The organism is Variovorax sp. PvP013 (assembly GCF_050435945.1).
In the GTDB taxonomy this organism is placed as follows: domain Bacteria; phylum Pseudomonadota; class Gammaproteobacteria; order Burkholderiales; family Burkholderiaceae_C; genus Variovorax.
Genome location: NZ_JBNDLF010000009.1, coordinates 24,646 through 42,244, shown reverse-complemented (window position 1 = coordinate 42,244; position 17,599 = coordinate 24,646). Strand labels below are relative to the sequence as shown.

Here is a 17,599-nt window from a genome sequence, read left to right as displayed (position 1 = left end):
TGCGCGAAGACGGGGGGAGTTCAACAATTTCTCGTCTTGATGTTCTTGTCCTTCGCGTACTTCGCCGCGTACTCCTTGACCAGCGGATCGATGAACTTCTTGTCCGACTGGTACCAGTCCGACTTCACCTCCCACTTGCCGCCGTCCCACTGCACGATGCGCGCCCAGTCGTCGCCCATGTGGTTGGCGCAGGAGGTCTTCACCGGCCGCATGACCTCGCCGAAGCCCAGCGCCTTGAGCTTGTCGGCGCTCAGGTCGAGGTTCTCGAAGCCCCAGCGCACCTGCTCGGGCGTGAGCGCCTTGCCCTTGCCGTACTTGTCCTGCGCGGCGCGGATGGCCTCGACCTGCAGCATCGAGATCATCATCCCGCGCGTGTGCGCGAGCGAGCCGATGCCGGTCGGCGCGCCGGTGCCCTGGCCCTTGTCGTAGACGAACTTCCGCAGGTCGTCGTGGACCCGGTCCTTGGCGGCGCTGTTGTGGATGGTGATGGCGTTGTAGCCCTTGGCGCCGGCGCCGATGTCCTTGACGTCGTGGTCCGAGCCGGCCCACCAGATCGCGTAGAGCTTCTCGCGCGGATAGCCGCTGGCCTGCGCCTCGCGGATGCCCGCGGGCGTCATCACGCCGGCCGACCAGAACAGCACGTAGTCGGGCTTCTGCTGGCGGATCTGCAGCCAGGTCGACTTCTGCTCGACGCCCGGGGGCGTGACGGGAAACAGCGACAGCTCGAAGCCGTCGGCCGCCGCGCGCTTCTGCAGCAGCGGGATCGGCTCCTTGCCGTAGGGCGAGTCGTGATAGACCAGCGCGATCTTCTTGCCCTTGAGGCTGCCCTTCTCCTTCTTCGCGATGTCCTGGATCATCACGTCGGCGGCGGTCCAGTAGGTGCCCAGCAGCGGGAAGTTCCACTCGAACACCGTGCCGTCGACCGACTGCGACAGGCCGTAGCCGGGCGTCTCCACCACCACCTTGTCGACGAAGGCCTTGTCGGTCACGGCGAAGGTGATGCCGGTGGACTGCGTGTCGAAGCCCGAGGCGCCCGAGCCCTTGCCCTTGAGGCGCTCGTAGCACTCCACGCCCTTGGCCGCGTCGTAGGCCGTCTCGCATTCCTCGTAGGTCAGCTTGACGCCGTTGACGCCGCCGTCGCGCGCGTTCACCAGCTTGAGGTAGTCCTGCTTGCCGTCGGCCCACGGAATGCCCAGCGGCGCGAACTGGCCGGTGCGGTAGACCAGCAGCGGCACGAACTGCTCGGCCGTCTGGGCCGTCGCGACCGACGCGCCCCCGACGACGGAAGCCACGGCCATCGCCATGGCGGCGCATTGCATCTGGAATTTCATTCTCTTGTCTCCTTCGGTTGATCGGATCACGGAAAACAGAAAGTCAATGGCAGGTCGACGACGTGATCGCCTTTGCCGGGAACACCGCGGAACTGGCTCCGCCAGTCCGCCAGTGTTGCCCCCGGCAGGGGGTTGGCGCAGCGACACGAAGTGCGCGAAGACTGGGGGCGAGCCATGTCTAGTGCGGGAAGGGCCAGAGGCGCAGCTTCTGGCGCGCGGTCGACCACAGCTTGGCCAGGCCGTGCGGCTCGACGATCAGGAAGAACACGATCAGCGCGCCGAAGATCATGTGCTCCAGGTGCGACGCGGTGGCGGTCGACAGCGGCAGGCCCAGCCAGTGCGGCACGTGGTTGAGCAGCAGCGGCAGCAGCACGATGAAGGCGGCGCCGAAGAACGCGCCGGCGATCGAGCCCAGCCCGCCGATGATGATCATGAACAGCAGCTGCAGCGACTTGTCGATGCCGAAGGCCGCCGGCTCCCAGGCGCCCAGGTGCACGAAACCCCACAGCGCCCCGGCGATGCCGACGATGAAGCTGCTGACCGCGAAGGCCGTGAGCTTGGCGTAGACCGGGCGGATGCCGATCACGGCGGCGGCGACGTCCATGTCGCGGATCGCCATCCACTCGCGGCCGATGGCCCCGCGCACCAGGTTCTTGGCCAGCAGGCCGAAGATCACCACCAGCGCCAGGCACAGCAGGTAGCGCTCGGCCGGCGAGGCGAAGGTGTAGCCCAGGATCTGCAGCGAATTCACGCTCACCGAGCCCGAGGACGAATCGTTGGTCACCCACTTCACGCGGTTGGTGAACCAGTCGGTGAAGAACTGCGCCGCCAATGTCGCCACGGCCAGGTAGAGGCCGCGGATGCGCAGGCTCGGGATGCCGAACAGCACGCCCAGCACCGTCGCCGCCAGCCCGCCGCCGAGGATCGACAGCAGCAGCGGCATGCCCTCGACGCGCACCTGCAGGTTGTAGGCCGCATAGGCGCCGATGGCCATGAAGGCGCCCGTGCCCAGCGAGATCTGCCCGCAGTAGCCCACCAGGATGTTCAGCCCGATGGCCGCCAGCGACAGGATCAGGAACGGGATGAGCACCGCGCGGAAGGCGTAGTCGCTCGCCAGCAGCGGCACCGCGACGAAGGCGACCACCGCCAGCGCCGCCATCGCCCAGCGGTCCTGCGCGACCGGGAACAGCCCGAGGTCGGCGCGGTAGCTGCTCTTGAACTGACCGTTTTCGCGATAGAACATGGTGTCGGCTCCGTCAGACCCGGTCGATGATCTTGTCGCCGAACAGGCCTTGGGGCCTGATGAGCAGCACGGCCAGCGCCAGCGCGTAGGCGAACCAGTTCTCGATGCCGCCGCCGAGGAAGGGCCCCAGGTAGATCTCCGAGAGCTTCTCGCCCACGCCGATGATCAGGCCGCCCAGGATGGCGCCGGGCACCGACGTCAGGCCGCCCAGGATCACCACCGGGAAGGCCTTGAGCGCGACCAGCGAGATCGAGAACTGCACGCCCAGCTTGCTGCCCCAGATCACGCCCGCGACCAGCGCCACCAGCCCGCCGACCGACCACACCACGACCCAGATGCGCCCGAGCGGGATGCCGATCGACTGCGCCGCCTGGTGGTCGTCGGCCACCGCGCGCAGGGCCCGGCCGGTGCGCGTCTTCTGGAAGAACAGGGTCAGCAGGGCGACCAGCGCCCCGGCGGCGACGGCGGCGTAGAGGTCCTCCTTGCTCAGCAGCAGGCCGCCCGGGAAGGTGTCCTCCAGCACGATGAACGGGTCCTTGGGCATGCCGACGTCGATCTTGTAGGTCGCGCTGCCGAAGAGCAGCTGCCCGGCGCCGTCGAGCACGTGGGCGATGCCCAGCGTCGCCATCAGCAGCGTGATCCCCTCCTGGTTGACCAGGTGGCGCAACGCGAGGCGCTCGACCAGCCACGCCACCGCCACCATGCACGCGCCGGCCGCGACGAAGGCCAGCAGGTTGGCCAGCAGCAGGCTGTCGAAGCCCAGCCAGCGCGGGATCCATTCGGAGAACCGCGCCATCGCCAGCGCCGCGAACAGCACCATCGCCCCCTGCGCGAAGTTGAAGACGCCCGAGGCCTTGAAGATCAGCACGAAGCCCAGCGCCACCAGCGCGTAGAGCATCCCGGCCATGAGGCCGCCGAAGACGGTTTCGAGGAAGAAGCCCATGGTCAGCGTCTCTGTCTTTCTCCCTCCCCCATCGGGGGAGGGCAGGGGTGGGGGCCGGCGGCCCTGGCGATGCCGTGGCGGTCGATGAGGCCGTCGGCCCTCACCCCCACCCTCTCCCGGAGGGAGAGGGTGCAAGACAGGACGCGTGCGTGGGTGGCCATTCAGTGTTCCGCCCCGAGGTAGGCCCGGATCACGTCCTCGTTGTTGCGCACCTCGTCGGGCGTGCCGTCGCCGATCTTCTTGCCGTAGTCGAGCACGACGATGCGGTCGGAGATGTCCATCACCACGCCCATGTCGTGCTCGATGAGCACGATGGTGGTGCCGAACTCGTCGTTGACGTCCAGGATGAAGCGGCTCATGTCCTGCTTCTCCTCGACGTTCATGCCGGCCATGGGCTCGTCGAGCAGCAGCACCTGCGGCTCCATCGCCAGGGCGCGGCCGAGGTCCACGCGCTTCTGCAGGCCGTAGGGCAGCTGGCCCACGGGCGTCTTGCGCTGCGGCTGGATCTCCAGGAAATCGATGATGCGCTCGACCACCTCGCGCTGCGCGATCTCCTCGCGCTCGGCGCCGCCCCAGCCGAAGGGGTTGCGGAAAGCCTGCGCCAGGATGCCGCTCCTCATCTTCAGGTTGCGCCCGGCCATCAGGTTGTCGAGCACGCTCATGCCCTTGAACAGGGCCAGGTTCTGGAAGGTGCGCGCCACGCCCATCTCCGCGACCTGACGCGAGTTCATGTGCCTGAAGGTCTGGCCGCGGAAGGTGATCGCGCCCTGCTGGGGCGCGTAGACGCCGTTGATGCAGTTGAGCATCGAGCTCTTGCCGGCGCCGTTGGGGCCGATGATGGCGCGCACCTCGTGCTCGCGCACGTCGAAGCTGATGTCGGTTAGCGCCTTGACGCCGCCGAAGCCCAGCGAGATGTTGCGCACGTCGAGGATGACGTCGCCGGTGCGGCGCGCGCTCATGCCGCCACCTCCGCCGCGGCCGGGAAACGCTTCGCCTCGACCACGCCCAGCGTCGCGCTGACCGTGCCCGTGCGGCCGTCCTCGAACTTCACCTGCGTCTCGACGAACTGCTCGGTGCGCCCGCCGTAGAGGGCGTCGACCAGCACCGCGTACTTCTGCGCGATGAAGCCGCGGCGCACCTTGCGCGTGCGGGTGAGCTCGTCGTCGTCGGGGTCGAGTTCCTTGTGCAGCACGACGAAGCGCGCGATCTGCGTGTCGGCCATGCCGGGCTCGGCGGCGAGGTCGGCGTTGACCTGGCCGATGCACTCGGCCACCAGCGCCAGCACCTCGGGCTTGCCGGCCAGGTCGACGTAGCCGCCGTAGGCCAGGCCGCGCCGCTCGGCCCAGTTGCCCACGGCCTCGAAGTCGATGTTGACGAAGGCGCAGACCTCGTCGCGCGCGTCGCCGAAGCACACCGCCTCCTTGATCTGCGGGAAGAACTTCAGCTTGTTCTCGATGTAGTTGGGCGCGAACATCGCGCCGCCGGCCATGCGCCCGACGTCCTTGGCGCGGTCGATGATGCGCAGGTGGCCCTCGGCGTCGAGCACGCCGGCGTCGCCGGTGTGGAAGTAGCCCTCGGCGTCGAGCACCTCGGCGGTCGCGTCGGGCCGGTTGTGATAGCCCTGAAGCACCGACACGCCGCGCACCAGCACCTCGCCGTCGGCGGCGATCTTCAGCTCGATGCCCGGCGCGGCGGTGCCCACCGTCTGCAGCCGGACCTGGCCGTCGCGCTGCAGGCAGACGTACGCGCAGGTCTCGGTCTGGCCGTAGAACTGCTTGAGGTTGACGCCGATGGAGCGGTAGAAGCGGAACAAGTCCGGCCCGATCGCCGCGCCCGCCGTGTAGGCCACGCGGATGCGGCTCATGCCCAGCACGTTGCGCAGCGGTCCGTAAACCAGCAGGTCGCCGATGCGGTAGGCGAGCCGGTCGAGCGCGCCCACCGGCGCGCCATTGAGGATGTCCGCGCCCACGCGGCGCGCCAGCGCCATGCAGCGCGCGTACATCCAGCGCTTCGGGCGGGCCGCGTCCTCCATGCGGATCGACACGGCCGTCAGCAGGCCCTCGAAGGTGCGCGGCGGGCCGAAGTAGTAGCTCGGCCCGATCTCGCGCATGTCGTTCATCACCGTCGCGGCCGACTCCGGGCAGTTGAGCGTGAAGCCGCCCACCAGCCACTGCGCCACCGAGAACAGGTGGTCGCCGACCCAGGCCATCGGCAGGTAGCTCATGATGTCGTCGCCCGGGCCGAGCCGGTCGGTCGCCACGCCGCCGTGGGCCGAGGCGACGAAGCTCGCGTGCGTCTGGCACACGCCCTTGGGCCGCCCGGTGGTGCCGGAGGTGTAGAGGATCACGCCGACGTCCTCCGGCCGGCCCGCCGCGACGGCCGCGTCGAAGGCGCCCGGGTGCGCCGCGTCCCAGGCCCGGCCGAGCTCGCGCAGCGCGTCGCAGCCCTGCAGGCCCGGCGCGTCGTAGTGGCGCAGGCCGCGCGGGTCGTCGTAGACGATGTGGCGGATGGCGGAGGCGCCGTCGGACTGCGCGCGCTGCAGCTCGCGGCATTCGAGCAGCTTGTCGACCTGTTCCTGGTCCTCGGCGATCACGAAGCCGATGCGCGCGTCGTCGAGCATGAAGACCATCTCGGCGGCCACCGCGTCCTGGTAGAGCGGCACCGGCACGCCGCCCAGGCTCTGCGCCGCCAGCACGGCGAAATACAGGCGCGGCCGGTTGGCGCCGACGATGGCCAGGTGGTCGCCGGCCGCGAAACCCAGGCTCGCCAGCCCGCAGGCGATCTCGCGCACCTCCCGCGCCGCGTCGCGCCAGGTCCAGGTCTGCCAGATGCCCAGGTCCTTCTCGCGCACGGCCGGCGCGTCGGGGCGCGTGGCGGCGTGGCCCTGCAGCAGGCGCGGGAAGGTGGCCTCGCGCAGGGCCGGCGGCAGCGCGTCGCCGATGGCGGCGGCGGCGCGGCGGGGAGGAGGGCGGTCGGTGTCGGGGGTCACGGTGCGATGACTGTAGGACCGGCTTTGACGCCCATCTGTCGTTCCAACGACAATCCTAGGGACACCACTCCCCGGACTTTCCCGGCCCCGCGGATGCGCATCGTCCACGTGCTGCCCGCCGGACGCGATCCATCCACGCCCCGCCCGCGCTTCCTGCAAGCCATGACTTCCGCCCCGCGCCCTCTGTCGATCCGCGACCGCGTGCGTCCCGCCACGTCCGAGGAGCTGCGCAACATCCCCTGGCTCGACGCCCTGCAGCCGCCCGAGCGCCGCCGCGCCGAGGCGGTGGTGGTCGTCGGCGAGGCCGAGCCCGGCGACCTGGTCTGCCGGGTCGGCCGCGCGCCCACCTACTGGTTCGGCGTCGTCCAGGGGCTGCTCAAGATGAGCAAGGACAACGCCGACGGCACCTCCATGACCTACAGCGGCCTGCCCCCGGGCGGCTGGTTCGGCGAGGGCACGGTGCTCAAGCGCGAGCCCTACCGCTACAACATCCAGGCCCTGCGGCGCAGCGTCGTCGCCGGCTTGCCGACCGAGGAATTCCACTGGCTGCTCGACCACTCGATCGGCTTCAACCGCTTCGTCATGGACCAGCTCAACGAGCGCCTGGCGCAGTTCATCGCCGCGCGCGAGGCCGACCGCCTCAACGACCCCGACGTGCGCGTGGCGCGCAACCTGGCCGCGCTGTTCAACCCGGTGCTGTTCCCCGGTGTGGGCGACCTGCTGCGCATCACGCAGCAGGAGCTGGCCTACCTCGTGGGCCTGTCGCGCCAGCGCGTGAACCAGGCGCTGCTGCGGCTGCAGGCGGCCGGCACGATCCGCGTCGAGTACGGCGGCCTGCGCGTGCTCGACCCGGCGGCGCTGCGCAGCTCGGCCGTCGCGGGACTCGCGGCCGACCGGGCCACGGTCTGAACGCGCGTCGACCGTCCACCCGTCCCTCCACCGCTCCGCCTGCCCGCTGCACCGCGCCGCCTCCCGCCTTCTCCCGCACCTTCCATCCCACCCGGAATCCCATCCCCATGGCCCTCGCCCAAGCCCTCACCACGCCCGACTACAAGCTCTTCCCGTCGCCGCGCAACGTCCACCGCGTCGTCTTCGAGCACCAGGTCTTCGTGCCTCATCCGTACATGCTCATCGACATGGAGAGCTATCACCTCAAGGGCCGCTACAGCCTGTTCGCCGCGCATCGCCTGGCCGACAACAAGGCCGGCCAGCTCGCGACATTCGAGGACGCCGCCGACGAGGCGAAGTTCCAGTCGAAGTTCGTGCCGGACTGAGGCGGTCCGAGCGCATGTCCGAACCGCTGCCGGTCCTCTATTCGTTCCGCCGCTGTCCCTATGCGATGCGGGCGCGGCTGGCGCTGCTCGCGAGCGGCCAGCGCTGCGAGCTGCGCGAGGTGGTGCTGCGCGACAAGCCGCCCGAGCTGCTGGCCGTCTCCCCCACGGCGACCGTGCCGGTACTGGTGCTGCCCGGCGCGTCCGGGGGTGTCGCGGTCGCCGCCGCCGGGGACCGGGTGATCGTCCACAGCCTGGACATCATGCGGTGGACCCTGCGCCGCCACGACCCGCTCGGCTGGCTGACCCCCGGCGCCGGCACGCTGGCCGACCTGCTGGCGCTCGTCGCCGACTGCGACGCCGGCTTCAAGGCCGATCTCGACCGCTACAAGTATCCCGACCGATACCCGGCGACGCCGGATCGCGAGGTGGACGAATCCACGGCTGCGGATGCCGGCGACGGCGACGGCGACGGCGACGCCCGCACGGTGGCGCACGTCCACCGGGACCGGGGCGCCGTATTCCTGCTGCGGCTCGAAGACCGACTCGCGCGCCATCCGCACCTGGCCGGCGACCACGCCACACTGGCCGACGCCGCCATCCTGCCCTTCGTGCGGCAGTTCGCCGGCGTCGATCCCGCCTGGTTCGCGACCCGGCCCTGGCCCCGGCTGCGCGCCACGCTGGCCGCCTGGCAGGATTCCGAGGCCTTCGCCACCGTCATGCGCCGCCATGCGCCGTGGCGGGCGGCCGACGGGCCGGGTGTCGCCTTTCCCTGAACGTCGCCTGCCTGAACCCTTGCTTCTTCGAGATGAACGAATCCGCCGCGCCCTCCGCGCCCTCCGCCGACATGGCGTCGCCGTCAGAAAACCCCCTGTCGCGCCGGTCCACCGCCCGTGCCGCGGCGACGGCCCTCCTGCTGGGCGCCGTCGCGGTGGCGAGCTTCGCCGCACCGTCGACCGGCTCGCCGGCGGCCGCATCGGCCGGCACGTCGGCGGCGATGCCGACGTCCACGTCGGTGACCACATCGACCGCCGCGTCCGCACCGCGCCACGCGGACGCCCTCTGGGGCGCGATCGCCGCCCGGCCGGGCGGCTACGGCTACGCGTTCAACCAGCCCTCGCGCGCTGCCGCCGAGCAGGCGGCGCGCGCCCAGTGCGAACGCCCGGCCGGACCCCCGGCGACGCCCGGCACCGCGCGCGCGCCGGGATCGTCGTCGCCACCCGTGGGAATGCCGGCCGACGGCGCGTGCGAGGTGCGCGTCTGGTTCGAACGCAGCTGCGGCGCGCTGGCGACGGGCAACTTCGGCGAATGGGGCGCCGCCGTCGGCGCCGACAAGTCCGCCGCCACGAAGGCCGCCGTCGCCCAGTGCGACGCCCACCTGCCCACCGAGCCGTGCCGGGCGGTGGTGAGCGTGTGTTCGCTGCCTTGATCTGAATCGCAATGAAGCTGCGCAGTGCGTGCCTTCGTCAGCAGTTTGACTCGCTGAAATTCATCTGATGTCTTTAAGATCGCTCGTGCTTCGTCAGAAAAATCAATGAGGCCAAAATGGATCGTCTATTAAAAATCGGATTTGAGGTTGCCGGTCATTGGAGATGGGAAGAAGGCGTCGATCGCATTCAACCGGAAATAATCAAGCATGCGAGACAAATAAATATCCTTTATGCATTCGTGTGCGATGGTGCTGTCATGTATGTTGGAAAGACCGTACAAACATTGGCAAGGAGAATGAGTGGATATTCAAGACCAGTGCCAGCACAGATTACCAACATGCGCGTCAACGAAAAAATACGGGCTGTCATGCAGGCAGGTCAGGCAGTCGATATTCTTGCATTACCGGACAGCGGTCTCATGCATTACGGTGTCTTTCATCTAAATCTGGCTGCTGCTCTCGAAGACGATATCATCCGTCAATTGGATCCTCTGTGGAATGGAGGTAGAAAAGAGTCAGCATTGCTCGAGGCAAATGATGCCCTTGCGACAGCGGAAGCGGTACAAAAAACTCCGCCGAATTTTGACATTGTTATCGGTCCTACATACCGCAATCAGGGGTTCTTCAATGTTCCTGCAAGAGCCCAGAAGCTTTTCGGCTCAGACAGTGAAAAAGTCGAAATCGATCTGAGCGAAGAGATGCCTACCATTCTTGGCACAATCAACAGGCGCTGCAATCGTGGCAACAATCCCCGGATCATGGGGGGAGTAGCTTTGCAGCGTTGGATTCAGGCCAATTTCAATGAGGGGGAGGCGATGCAGGTCGAAATCATATCGCCCATTTCGATTCGTCTGAGAGTTCCAAGTCGAATCGATCCGGGTGGTTGAATGCCTGGCATCGAAGCTGATCGGGCCTGACTTCTTCAAGGCAAGTCTGAAAAACGTCACACCATTGCAGGACCGGTCCTGCACGGCCCATCGGCCACGACTGGCTTCCGGGTACATGTGGTTTCTCCAGATTCGGCCGCGCGCATCGCACCATCGGAGACCCGCCATGACCGACGTTTCGTTCATCCACGCCCCTCGCGACCAAGGCCGCATCAACCTGGAGGAGCCGAAGGAGGTCCGGTACTGGACGCAGGCTCTCCACGTCAGCGAAGCCCGGCTGCGTTCCGCCGTCAGCGCGGCGGGCGACGCCGCTCCGGCGGTGCGCCAGTACCTGTGCGGCGACACGGCTGCGGCCGATCCGGCGTCCGGCCCCTGGTCGTCCGCTCCGCGCACCGCGCAGGTCCAGCGGCAGCAGGCCTGATCGGCCGGGCGACGCCCGATCCGTGGAGGTCCCGCGAGGGGACAATCGACCCACGATGACCCAGCCGCCGCCCCGCTTCTCCCGCCCGCGTCCCGACGACGCCTTCGCCGCATCGCCGGCCGCGCCCCGATCCGGCGGCCCCCGTCCGGCCGCAGCATCGACGCCGTCGTCGCCGAACGCGCCGGTGCGGCTCAACAAGCGCATGGCCGAACTCGGCCTGTGCTCGCGCCGCGAGGCCGACGACTGGATCGATCGCGGCTGGGTGAAAGTCAACGGCGAGGTGGCACCGATGGGCGTCAAGGTCACGCCGGCCGACCGCGTCGAGATCGACAAGGCGGCGCAGGGTCAACAGGCGACCCAGGTCACCATCCTCCTGCACAAGCCGATGGGCTACGTGAGCGGGCAGGCCGAAGACGGCCACGAACCCGCCGTGATGCTCGTCAACCCGCGCACGCACTGGCGCGAGGACACCAGCACGCACCGTTTCTCGCCGCCGCAGCTGCGCGGCCTGGCGCCGGCCGGCCGGCTCGACATCGACTCGGTCGGCCTGCTGGTGCTGACGCAGGACGGCCGCGTGGCGCGCCAGCTCATCGGCGAGGACTCGGGCATCGAGAAGGAGTACCTGGTGCGGGTGGCCTATCACGGCCCGGGCCGGCCGGCGCCCACGGGGCAGCTGGTGCGCATCGACGACGACGATCCCGTCACGACCAACGTGCAGGCAGTCTTCCCGCCGGCTATGCTCGCGCGCCTGCGCCACGGCCTGAGCCTGGACGGCCAGCCGCTCAAGCCGGCCCGGGTCGACTGGCAGAACCCCGAGCAGCTGCGCTTCGTGCTCACCGAGGGCAAGAAGCGCCAGATCCGCCGCATGTGCGAGCAGGTCGGGCTGAAGGTGGTGGGCCTGAAGCGCATCCGCATCGGCCGCGTGGTGCTGGGCGCCCTGCCGGCCGGGCAGTGGCGCTACCTGGGGGCGAACGAGCGCTTCTGAGGGGAGCGGCACCGTCCCGCCACCCCGGCCGGCGGCGCCGTGCGCGGACCGGACGTCGGCACCCGGAGGAGCCCTACTTGGCCGCCATGTCCAGCTTGGGGATCAGCGCCTTGTAGAACGCGCGGTCCTTGTCGATCACGGCCTGGAAGGTCGGCGCGTCGGCGTACGCCCAGCCCAGGTTCGCCTTGGCCAGCGCCTCGCGGAAGAAGGCGTCGTCGGCCGCCTTCCTCGCCACGTCGGACAGGGTGTCGACGACGTCCTGCGGCGTCGCCTTGGGCACCGCCAGGCCGCGCCACACGGCCACCGACAGGTCGACGCCGCGCTCCTTGAGCGTCGGCACCTTCTCGAAGATCGGGCCGGTCACGCGCTGGTCGGCCATGACGGCGAGCGTGCGCAGCTTGCCGGCCGCCACGTGCTGCGCCACCTCGCCGGGGCTCACGGTGACCGCGTCGACGTGGCCGCCGAGCAGCGCCACCACGGCCGGCGCCGCGCCCAGGAAGGGCACGTGGTTGTAGGCGATGCCGGTCTTGTCGGAGAACGCGGCGGCGGCCATGTGCCAGATCGAGCCGATGCCCGCGTTGCCGATGGAGACGGGCTCCTTGCGCGCCTTGGAATCGGCCATGAACTCCTCGACGGTCTTCCACGGCGCGTCGGCGCGCACGGTGATGGCGGAGGGGTCGGCGTTGAGGCGCGCCACGGGGCGCAGGTCGGCGGCGGTGAACTTGGCGATGCCCAGGTTGGGGATGATCGTCAGCTCCACGATGATGATGCCGATCTTGTAGCCGTCGGGCTTGGCCGCGACCAGCTCGCCCATGCCGATGGCGCCGCTCGCCCCGGGCTTGTTGTTGACGATCATCGGCTGCTGCGGCAGGTACTTCTTCGCCGCCTCGGCGAAGGCGCGCCCCACCATGTCGGTGCCGCCCCCCGCCGCCACCGGCACGATGATCTCGATCGGCCGGTTGGGGTAGTCGGACGCACTGCTGGCGAGCGAGGTGCCCGCGAGCGCGAAGGCGCAGGCGGCGGCGATGACGTGGCGGCGGTTGGGATGCATGGGAAGGTCTCCTGAAGATGTCTCGTTGTCGTTGTGATGTCGGGTCGTCGATGGCACCCCCGGCAGGGGGTTGGCGAAGCGACACGAAGTGCGCGAAGCCTGGGGCGAGCTAGTACGTGGCCCGGCCGCCGGAGAGATCGAACACGGCGCCGGTGGTGAACGAGTTCTCCTCGGACACCAGCCAGGTCACCATCGCCGCGATCTCGTCGACCTCGACGAAGCGCCCGCGCGGGATCTTCGAGAGCATGTAGTCGATGTGCTGCTGCGACATCTGCTCGAAGATCTTGGTGCGCGCCGCCGCCGGCGTGATGGCGTTGACGGCCACGTTGCGCCCGGCCGTCTCCTTGCCCAGGCTCTTGGTCAGCGCGATGACGCCGGCCTTGGAGGCGCTGTAGGCGGCGGCATTGGGGTTGCCTTCCTTGCCGGCGATCGAGGCCACGTTGACGATGCGCCCGTAGTCGCGCGCCACCATGCCCGCGACCACCGCGCGGTTGACGTGGAAGGCGCCGGTGAGGTTGACGTCGAGCACCTTCTGCCATTCGGCCTGCGAATAGTCGGCCACCGGCGCGTTGGCGCCCGCGATGCCGGCGCTGTGGACCAGCATGGCGATCGGGCCGCTCGCGCCCTCGGTCTCCCGCACGGCGGCCTCGACCTCGGCGAGCGAGGTGATGTCGACGCGCACGGTCTGCACGGCGTCGCTGGCCAGCTCGGCGCGGGCCGCGTCCAGGGCCCCGGTGTTGGCGTCCCAGATGGCGACGCGGGCGCCGCCGGCCAGGAGCCGGCGGACCACCGCGAAACCGATGCCCTGGGCACCGCCGGTGACGACCGCCACGCGGCCCTCGAAGTCGTACTTGATCATGGTTTCGGTGTCCTCAGGCCGCGACCGTGCGCTGGCATTGTTCGCCCAGGCCGTCGATGCCCAGTCGCATGGTCTGCCCGGGGCGCAGGTAGACGGGTTCGGGCTTGCAGCCCATGCCCACGCCCGGCGGCGTGCCGGTGGAGATCACGTCGCCCGGATGCAGCGTCATGAACCGGCTGAGGTAGGCCACCAGGTGCGCCACGCCGAAGACCATCGTGCGGGTGTTGCCGTCCTGGTAGCGGTGGCCGTCGACCTCCAGCCACAGGCGCAGCGCCTGCGGGTCGGGCACCTCGTCGGCGGTCACCAGCCAGGGGCCGAGGGGGCCGAAGGTGTCGCAGCCCTTGCCCTTGTCCCAGGTGCCGCCGCGCTCGATCTGGTATTCGCGCTCGCTCACGTCGTTGATGACGCAGTAGCCCGCCACGTGGTCCAGGGCGTCGGCCTCCTCGATGTAGCTGGCGGCCTTGCCGATCACCACGCCCAGCTCGACCTCCCAGTCGGTCTTCTTCGAGCCGCGCGGGATGCGCACGTCGTCGTTGGGGCCGACCACGGCCGAGAGCCACTTGTTGAACACCACCGGCTCGGCCGGCACGGCCAGGCCCGATTCGGCGGCGTGGTCGGCGTAGTTCAGGCCGATGCAGATGAACTTGCCGATGCGCCCGACGCAGGCGCCCAGGCGCGGCGCGCCCTCGACGGCGGGCAGCGTGGCGGGGTCGAGCGCGCGCAGGGTGGCCAGCGACTCGGCCGACAGCGCCGCACCGTCGATGTCGGCGACGTGGGCCGACAGGTCGCGCAGGGTGCCGTCGGCGTCGAGCAGGCCCGGTTTCTCCTGGCCCGCGGGGCCGTAGCGCAGCAATTTCATGGGTGTGTCTCCTGAAGGGTGTCTCTGGGGTCGGATGCCGGGCGGCGCCGGGTCGCGGCGGCATTGTGGGAGCCGTCGCGGGTTGCTGCATAGTGAGAACTGCTGATCCGCCGATAACTTCCCGGACTCTCCGGGTATCCCCTGAACCTTCCCTTCGTCCCCATCGCCCCTGTCGCCATGCTGCCGAGCTCGTCTTCCATCGCCTCGCGCCTGCGCTTCCGCCAGCTGTCGCTGCTGGTGGCGCTCGACGACCACGGCTCGCTGCACCGCGCCGCCGAGCGCACGGGCATGACGCAGCCGGGCCTGACCAAGGCCCTGCGCGAGATCGAGACCACCTTCGGCGCCGAGCTGTTCACCCGCTCGCCGCAGGGCGTGCACGCCAACGAGCTGGGGCGCTGCGTGGTGCGCTACGCCCGGCTGATCGACGCCGACCTGGCGCACCTGCGCGAGGAGATCGACGGCGTGCTGCGCGGCACCGGTGGGCGGCTGGCGGTGGGCGCCATCGCCGGGGCGCTGCACCCGGTGCTGGTGGGCGCGCTGGGGCGGCTGCGCGCGCAGCAGCCGGCGCTGTCGGTCGAGGTGCGCGAGGCCACCAGCATCGAGCTGCTGACCCTGGTCGACGAGGGCCGGCTCGACCTCGCGGTCTGCCGCACCACCGTCGCCGCCCGGCCCGAGCGCTTCGACTACGAGCCGCTGATGGACGAGCAGGTGGCCATCGCCGTCGGGCCGCGCCATCCGCTGGCCGGCGCGGCCGCCGTCACGCTCGCGCAGCTCGCGGGCTACCGGTGGCTGTGCTATCCGGCCCACATGCCGCTGCGCCACCTGCTCGAGCGCGAGTTCCGCGAGGCCGGGCTGCCCCTGCCGGCCTATCCGAGCGAGACGGCCTCGACCTTCGCGACCATGCTGATGCTGCAGGAGGACCCGCAACTGGTGGCGCTGATGTCGTCGGGCACGATGGACTTCTGCGAGCGCCACGGCATCGCCTGCCGCCTGCCGCTGGCGATCGGCGCGCGCCACGAGGGCTTCGGCATCGTCACGCGGCGCGGCGCGCGGCCCTCGCCGGCGGCGGTGCTGCTGGCCGGGCACCTGCGCGATGCGGCGGCGGCGGCGGCGCAGCGCGCGCCGGACACTCCCGGCGCGCCGTCGAGGAAGATCGACGACCATTGAAAACCGTCCGGACGCCACCATGTGCCCCGCGACCGTGCCGGCGGGCCTCCGGGCCCCGGCGTCCCCGCCCCGATTCCGAAGAACGAACGAACAGACGAACACCATGACCACCACCGCATCGACCAAACTCCCCTTCCAGGCCGAAGTCGCCCAGCTGCTGCACCTCGTCACGCACTCGCTCTATTCGAACAAGGAAATCTTCCTGCGCGAACTGATCTCGAACGCGTCGGACGCCTGCGACAAGCTGCGCTTCGAGGCCATCAACGACGCCGCGCTCTACGAGGACGCGCCCAACCTCGAGGTGCGCGTGTCCTTCGACAAGGCCGCCCGCACCCTGACCTTCACCGACAACGGCATCGGCCTGTCGCGCCAGGAGGCGATCGACAACCTCGGCACCATCGCCAAGAGCGGCACCAAGGACTTCATGAGCAAGCTCTCGGGCGACCAGAAGTCCGACGCCCAGCTCATCGGCCAGTTCGGCGTGGGCTTCTACTCGGGCTTCATCGTGGCCGACCGCATCGTGGTCGAGTCGCGCCGCGCGGGCCTGCCCACCGACCAGGGCGTGCGCTGGGCCAGCACCGGCGCGGGCGACTTCGAGGTCGACGACATCGAGCGTCCCCAGCGCGGCACCAGCGTCACGCTGCACCTGCGCGAGGACGCCGAGGAATACCTCAACGCCTGGAAGCTCAAGTCCGTCATCGGCAAGTACTCCGACCACATCTCCCTGCCCATCCTGATGGAGAAGGAGGAGTGGAAGGAGGGCGAGAACGACCAGCCCGGCGACATGGTCAAGACCGGCGAGTGGGAGCCCGTCAACAAGGCCAGCGCCCTGTGGACGCGTCCGAAGAAGGACATCACCGACGAGCAGTACGCCGAGTTCTACAAGAACGTCTCGCACGACCACGCCGACCCGCTGACCTGGAGCCACAACCGCGTCGAGGGCAGCACCGAGTACACGCAGCTGCTGTTCATCCCGTCGAAGGCGCCGATGGACCTGTTCAACCGCGACAAGACCGCCGGCGTGAAGCTCTACGTCAAACGCGTCTTCATCATGGACGACGCCGAGGCGCTGATGCCCAGCTACCTGCGCTTCGTCAAGGGCGTGATCGACTCGGCCGACCTGCCGCTCAACGTCAGCCGCGAACTGCTGCAGGAGAGCCGCGACGTCAAGGCCATCCGCGAGGGCAGCACCAAGCGCGTGCTGTCGATGCTGGAGGACCTGGCGAAGAAGCAGAAGGCCGCCGTGGAGAGCGCCGCCGCCAAGATCGACGTCGGCTCGGGTGAATCCGTGCCCGCGCCGGAGCCGACCGAGCCGATCGACGGCGTCACGGACGTGGCCGACAAGAAGGAGGCCGTGCCCGCCGCCGAGACGGCCGCCGAGTTCGCCGGCGACGCCAATGCCGGCAAGTACGCGACCTTCTACGCCGAGTTCGGCGCCGTCCTCAAGGAAGGCCTGGGCGAGGACATGGCCAACAGCGCGCGCATCGCCAAGCTGCTGCGCTTCGCCTCCACCACCAGCGACGCCGTCGCGGTGAGCTTCGCCGACTACAAGGCGCGCATGAAGGAGGGCCAGGAGGCCATCTACTACATCACCGCCGACACGCTGGCCGCCGCCAAGAACAGCCCGCAGCTCGAACTCTTCCGCAAGAAGGGCATCGAGGTGCTGCTGATGACCGACCGCGTCGACGAGTGGGCGCTGAACTACCTCCACGAGTTCGACGGCACGCCGCTGCAGAGCGTGGCCAAGGGCGCGGTCGACCTGGGTGGCTTGCAGGACGAGGCCGAGAAGAAAGCGGCGGAAGACGCGGCCGAGAGCTTCAAGCCCGTGCTGGAGCGCCTCAAGGCGGCCCTCAAGGACAAGGCCGAGGACGTGCGCGTGACCACGCGCCTGGTCGACTCGCCGGCCTGCCTGGTGGTCAAGGACGGTGGCATGAGCACCCAGCTCGCCCGCATGCTGCGCCAGGCCGGCCAGCCCGCGCCCGACCTGAAGCCGGTGCTGGAGGTCAATGCGGAGCATCCGCTGGTGCGCAAGCTCGAAGGCGAGACCGGCCACTTCGACGACCTGGCGAACATCCTGTTCGACCAGGCGCTGCTGGCCGAAGGTGGCCTGCCGGCCGATCCGGCGGCCTACGTGCGGCGCGTGAACGCGCTGCTCGTCTGATCA

General features: G+C 69.5%; 17 protein-coding genes. 9 read left to right on the top strand and 8 right to left on the bottom strand.

Annotated features, from left to right (window positions below; all coding sequences use genetic code 11):
- Window positions 1-20 precede the first annotated feature (20 nt).
- From ABID77_RS18745 to ABID77_RS18725, 5 genes are all read right to left on the bottom strand, one after another.
- On the bottom strand, window positions 21-1,304 hold the full coding sequence (locus tag ABID77_RS18745; RefSeq protein WP_429599291.1) for an ABC transporter substrate-binding protein: 1,284 nt from the start codon (window positions 1,302-1,304) through the stop codon (window positions 21-23).
- Window positions 1,305-1,509: 205 nt separating this feature from the next.
- Window positions 1,510-2,574, bottom strand: a complete 1,065-nt coding sequence (locus ABID77_RS18740; RefSeq protein ID WP_429599050.1) for a branched-chain amino acid ABC transporter permease — start codon at window positions 2,572-2,574, stop codon at window positions 1,510-1,512.
- Between the two features lie 13 nt (window positions 2,575-2,587).
- On the bottom strand, window positions 2,588-3,517 hold the full coding sequence (locus ABID77_RS18735; protein ID WP_429599047.1) for a branched-chain amino acid ABC transporter permease: 930 nt from the start codon (window positions 3,515-3,517) through the stop codon (window positions 2,588-2,590).
- Between the two features lie 161 nt (window positions 3,518-3,678).
- Window positions 3,679-4,476, bottom strand: coding sequence for an ABC transporter ATP-binding protein (locus ABID77_RS18730; protein WP_429599044.1), 798 nt, complete (start codon window positions 4,474-4,476; stop codon window positions 3,679-3,681).
- Window positions 4,473-6,434, bottom strand: a complete 1,962-nt coding sequence (locus ABID77_RS18725; RefSeq protein ID WP_429599289.1) for an AMP-dependent synthetase/ligase — start codon at window positions 6,432-6,434, stop codon at window positions 4,473-4,475. The genes ABID77_RS18730 and ABID77_RS18725 overlap by 4 nt, the downstream gene beginning before the upstream one ends.
- Before the next feature lie 234 nt (window positions 6,435-6,668).
- Here ABID77_RS18725 and ABID77_RS18720 point away from each other — a divergent pair, with 234 nt between their 5' ends.
- From ABID77_RS18720 to ABID77_RS18690, 7 genes are all read left to right on the top strand, one after another.
- On the top strand, window positions 6,669-7,415 hold the full coding sequence (locus ABID77_RS18720) for a Crp/Fnr family transcriptional regulator (protein WP_429599286.1): 747 nt from the start codon (window positions 6,669-6,671) through the stop codon (window positions 7,413-7,415).
- A gap of 107 nt (window positions 7,416-7,522) precedes the next feature.
- A complete protein-coding gene (locus tag ABID77_RS18715) occupies window positions 7,523-7,780 on the top strand; it encodes a hypothetical protein (RefSeq protein ID WP_429599041.1) in 258 nt (85 codons plus the stop codon).
- A gap of 14 nt (window positions 7,781-7,794) precedes the next feature.
- The gene (locus ABID77_RS18710) at window positions 7,795-8,553 is read left to right on the top strand and encodes a glutathione S-transferase (protein ID WP_429599038.1); all 759 of its coding nucleotides are present in this window, start codon (window positions 7,795-7,797) and stop codon (window positions 8,551-8,553) included.
- 32 nt (window positions 8,554-8,585) lie between these two features.
- Complete coding sequence (locus tag ABID77_RS18705) at window positions 8,586-9,206, top strand: DUF4189 domain-containing protein (protein ID WP_429599035.1); 621 nt, start codon at window positions 8,586-8,588, stop codon at window positions 9,204-9,206.
- Between the two features lie 116 nt (window positions 9,207-9,322).
- Window positions 9,323-10,093 (top strand): GIY-YIG nuclease family protein, encoded by a 771-nt coding sequence (locus ABID77_RS18700; protein ID WP_429599032.1) that lies wholly within the window; start codon window positions 9,323-9,325, stop codon window positions 10,091-10,093.
- Window positions 10,094-10,259: 166 nt separating this feature from the next.
- Window positions 10,260-10,514, top strand: a complete 255-nt coding sequence (locus tag ABID77_RS18695; RefSeq protein ID WP_429599029.1) for a DUF3606 domain-containing protein — start codon at window positions 10,260-10,262, stop codon at window positions 10,512-10,514.
- A 55-nt stretch (window positions 10,515-10,569) separates the two neighbouring features.
- Window positions 10,570-11,499 carry a pseudouridine synthase gene (locus ABID77_RS18690; protein WP_429599026.1) on the top strand — a complete coding sequence of 310 codons (930 nt, stop codon included), beginning with the start codon at window positions 10,570-10,572 and terminating at the stop codon, window positions 11,497-11,499.
- Window positions 11,500-11,572: 73 nt separating this feature from the next.
- On the opposite strand, the gene ABID77_RS18685 is transcribed toward ABID77_RS18690, so the two are convergent.
- From ABID77_RS18685 to ABID77_RS18675, 3 genes are all read right to left on the bottom strand, one after another.
- Entirely contained in the window at window positions 11,573-12,550 is a 978-nt protein-coding gene (locus ABID77_RS18685; RefSeq protein ID WP_429599023.1) for a tripartite tricarboxylate transporter substrate binding protein, read from the bottom strand.
- Window positions 12,551-12,659: 109 nt separating this feature from the next.
- Window positions 12,660-13,409: an SDR family NAD(P)-dependent oxidoreductase gene (locus ABID77_RS18680; RefSeq protein WP_429599020.1), complete on the bottom strand. Its 750-nt coding sequence runs from the start codon at window positions 13,407-13,409 to the stop codon at window positions 12,660-12,662.
- A 13-nt stretch (window positions 13,410-13,422) separates the two neighbouring features.
- On the bottom strand, window positions 13,423-14,268 hold the full coding sequence (locus ABID77_RS18675; protein ID WP_429599017.1) for an ureidoglycolate lyase: 846 nt from the start codon (window positions 14,266-14,268) through the stop codon (window positions 13,423-13,425).
- A 177-nt stretch (window positions 14,269-14,445) separates the two neighbouring features.
- Here ABID77_RS18675 and ABID77_RS18670 point away from each other — a divergent pair, with 177 nt between their 5' ends.
- Window positions 14,446-15,435: a LysR family transcriptional regulator gene (locus ABID77_RS18670; protein ID WP_429599014.1), complete on the top strand. Its 990-nt coding sequence runs from the start codon at window positions 14,446-14,448 to the stop codon at window positions 15,433-15,435.
- A gap of 103 nt (window positions 15,436-15,538) precedes the next feature.
- On the top strand, window positions 15,539-17,596 hold the full coding sequence (htpG, locus tag ABID77_RS18665; protein WP_429599012.1) for a molecular chaperone HtpG: 2,058 nt from the start codon (window positions 15,539-15,541) through the stop codon (window positions 17,594-17,596).
- Window positions 17,597-17,599 lie beyond the last annotated feature (3 nt).

Excerpts from the sequence above, each read along its gene's own strand:
- ABID77_RS18735 (WP_429599047.1), bottom strand. The coding sequence starts at position 3,517 with ATGGGCTTCTTCCTCGAAACCGTCTTCGGCGGCCTCATGGCCGGGATG.
- ABID77_RS18705 (WP_429599035.1), top strand. The coding sequence starts at position 8,586 with ATGAACGAATCCGCCGCGCCCTCCGCGCCCTCCGCCGACATGGCGTCG.
- ABID77_RS18670 (WP_429599014.1), top strand. The coding sequence starts at position 14,446 with ATGCTGCCGAGCTCGTCTTCCATCGCCTCGCGCCTGCGCTTCCGCCAG.
- ABID77_RS18715 (WP_429599041.1), top strand. The coding sequence starts at position 7,523 with ATGGCCCTCGCCCAAGCCCTCACCACGCCCGACTACAAGCTCTTCCCG.
- ABID77_RS18710 (WP_429599038.1), top strand. The coding sequence starts at position 7,795 with ATGTCCGAACCGCTGCCGGTCCTCTATTCGTTCCGCCGCTGTCCCTAT.
- ABID77_RS18695 (WP_429599029.1), top strand. The coding sequence starts at position 10,260 with ATGACCGACGTTTCGTTCATCCACGCCCCTCGCGACCAAGGCCGCATC.
- ABID77_RS18690 (WP_429599026.1), top strand. The coding sequence starts at position 10,570 with ATGACCCAGCCGCCGCCCCGCTTCTCCCGCCCGCGTCCCGACGACGCC.
- ABID77_RS18700 (WP_429599032.1), top strand. The coding sequence starts at position 9,323 with ATGGATCGTCTATTAAAAATCGGATTTGAGGTTGCCGGTCATTGGAGA.
- ABID77_RS18685 (WP_429599023.1), bottom strand. The coding sequence starts at position 12,550 with ATGCATCCCAACCGCCGCCACGTCATCGCCGCCGCCTGCGCCTTCGCG.
- ABID77_RS18740 (WP_429599050.1), bottom strand. The coding sequence starts at position 2,574 with ATGTTCTATCGCGAAAACGGTCAGTTCAAGAGCAGCTACCGCGCCGAC.
- ABID77_RS18720 (WP_429599286.1), top strand. The coding sequence starts at position 6,669 with ATGACTTCCGCCCCGCGCCCTCTGTCGATCCGCGACCGCGTGCGTCCC.
- htpG (WP_429599012.1), top strand. The coding sequence starts at position 15,539 with ATGACCACCACCGCATCGACCAAACTCCCCTTCCAGGCCGAAGTCGCC.
- ABID77_RS18730 (WP_429599044.1), bottom strand. The coding sequence starts at position 4,476 with ATGAGCGCGCGCCGCACCGGCGACGTCATCCTCGACGTGCGCAACATC.
- ABID77_RS18675 (WP_429599017.1), bottom strand. The coding sequence starts at position 14,268 with ATGAAATTGCTGCGCTACGGCCCCGCGGGCCAGGAGAAACCGGGCCTG.
- ABID77_RS18680 (WP_429599020.1), bottom strand. The coding sequence starts at position 13,409 with ATGATCAAGTACGACTTCGAGGGCCGCGTGGCGGTCGTCACCGGCGGT.
- ABID77_RS18745 (WP_429599291.1), bottom strand. The coding sequence starts at position 1,304 with ATGGCGATGGCCGTGGCTTCCGTCGTCGGGGGCGCGTCGGTCGCGACG.